3 protein-coding genes are annotated in these 1,951 nt (G+C 55.3%); all 3 read right to left on the bottom strand.

Annotated elements, in window-relative coordinates:
* Window positions 1–286: 286 nt before the first annotated feature.
* Window positions 287–1,087: a HEAT repeat domain-containing protein gene (locus QME66_13605; GenBank protein MDI6809981.1), complete on the bottom strand. Its 801-nt coding sequence runs from the start codon at window positions 1,085–1,087 to the stop codon at window positions 287–289.
* An 18-nt stretch (window positions 1,088–1,105) separates the two neighbouring features.
* A complete protein-coding gene (locus QME66_13610) occupies window positions 1,106–1,519 on the bottom strand; it encodes a hypothetical protein (protein MDI6809982.1) in 414 nt (137 codons plus the stop codon).
* Window positions 1,520–1,554: 35 nt separating this feature from the next.
* A partial coding sequence (locus QME66_13615) for a hypothetical protein (protein MDI6809983.1) occupies window positions 1,555–1,951 on the bottom strand: 397 nt, incomplete at its 5' end.

A 1,951-nucleotide genomic window follows, 5' to 3' on the forward strand; every position in this document is an offset into this window, starting at 1 on the left:
GAGAGGCGGAGGGGCGCAAGCCCCTCTGCCTACTCGACCACCGGCGTAAGCGACAAGTAAACGAGGTCGCGTCAGCGACACCGCTCCCGTAGGCCCCTGGCGCGGCGTGTGCGTAAGCAGACGCCGTGCAAGGGCCGGAGGGTAGAGCCGGAATGCCGCGACTGCGGCACGTAGGCTAGAGCGAAGCGCCCGGCGCGAAAAATGCCCCGCATTTTTCGTGTACGGGCGCGGAGCGTAGGATGAGTGAATGCGACCAGGTGAATGATGTCACCCAGGACCGGAGTACTCATCGCATCTCGTGTTTTTCCATGTCCATTGCTGCCCGACGACGTACAGATTCTTTTTCGCTCTGTGCCGCTTTCTGAAGCAACGGCATTACTTCTTCCCTGGGCACCGTCATTGCACAAAGAACCTTCAGTGCGGCAAGTTCGACTCGTTCGCTGTTGTCGGAAATTGCCTTCGCCAGAACCCCCATTACTGCAGATGGGGGAAGAGAACTACAACTCTTGACCACACGAACACGCATCGTCTCGTCGCCTGAGTTGAACTGCTGCTGCAACTGATCAACTAGCGTGCTGATCTCTTGTGTGGCAAGCCCGTTGATGAACTGCAAGGGCACGATTGTCTTGACGAGGAAGGGCGTCCCTGTCCCGTCCTTTACTCCCATCTCACAATCGATGGAAAACGCACCCTGGTCATGAACCTGCAGGAAATCGTTCATCAGCACTTCCGCTGGGATCTCTTCTCCTGGAGCTACAACCACTTGCTTGAAATTCCGCTCTAAAGGAACATCCTTGCGAAGGACTCTGGCCTTTGCATCATGGCCGTGGACCGGTCGGCAGGTGACTCCTCTGCTTTCGTCCCCGTCAACCCAGACGGTGATGGCTGCGGCACTCGTGTTGACCAGTCCGACGGAAAGCCACACTGGCTCGTTTACAGCAAACTCATTTGTTGTCGTCCCACGCAGATTCGAACTGTGAACCTTAAGCAGTAGGCCTGTTTGCGGAGATGATTCGCCTTTCACTTCATACACTCCCGTCACCGCTAGCATGACTGCCGCTACAACGCAGAAACTTATCTGGGACATGGTCCGCTCCTTTTTCGCTCATGGTGTCTCTGTGCAAGACTCAGAGAAACCGCCGGTTCCGGTCTTCGAGGTCTTGAACTTGTATGTTGCGCCAGGATTATTGATGACTTCTCTCTTGACGGTAAATGTAGCCAACACCCTGTCGCTCCAACTTGTGTTGAGAACCTTGTCCCGGAACTGGTAGTCCTGACTGGATTCCATGTAATCGGTGGCGCTGGTGGAATAATCAACCCACGCGGGTTGGTAATCGTGACTGTCATCATAGCCTGCACCCCCGCAAGTGCCAGGCATGGGTGGACTGGGTGTAATTGTCGGGTCGGCCCCATGAACCGTGAACGGCGGATTTGCGCCTGGATGTGGATAAGTCACGTACTCCCGCAATTCGACATTGCCAAGATGGGCGAGGTTCCCGCTTTCGCTTTTCCACGACATCGTAACTGCGAGTCCAAAATGGTCATTCTGGCTTTTTAGTTCCGAAATTCGTATGGCCAGGTACTTACTGTGAAAACATCATTGGCACACCCAGTTCCGGCGAGTTGCGCTGCGAGCTTTAGATTGTCCTTCGTGCTGCTGTTGGTGGTGCCCCGGACCTTCACTGTGGTGGTCTGTGTTATCGTCTTCGTCGTCGAACCGTCGTCAAAGGTTGCTGCTCCCGTTCCGGTCAAGGTGGAGAGAGCGAGCGTTACAGATCCACCTCCCGGAATAGGGGAAGGAGTGACAGTGACATTGACGCTCTTCTCGTTAGAACCGAGCGGGTCGGTTCCAAAAACAGGGACACGTTGAAGGTCGCCGATGTCCACTTTCAGGATGGTCAACACATACGCGGGGTAAAGAAAGAACACGGCGAAGGCCGTTGTCCCCGTC

The sequence above is a fragment of the Candidatus Eisenbacteria bacterium genome (assembly GCA_030017955.1).
Lineage (GTDB): Bacteria > Eisenbacteria > RBG-16-71-46 > JASEGR01 > JASEGR01 > JASEGR01.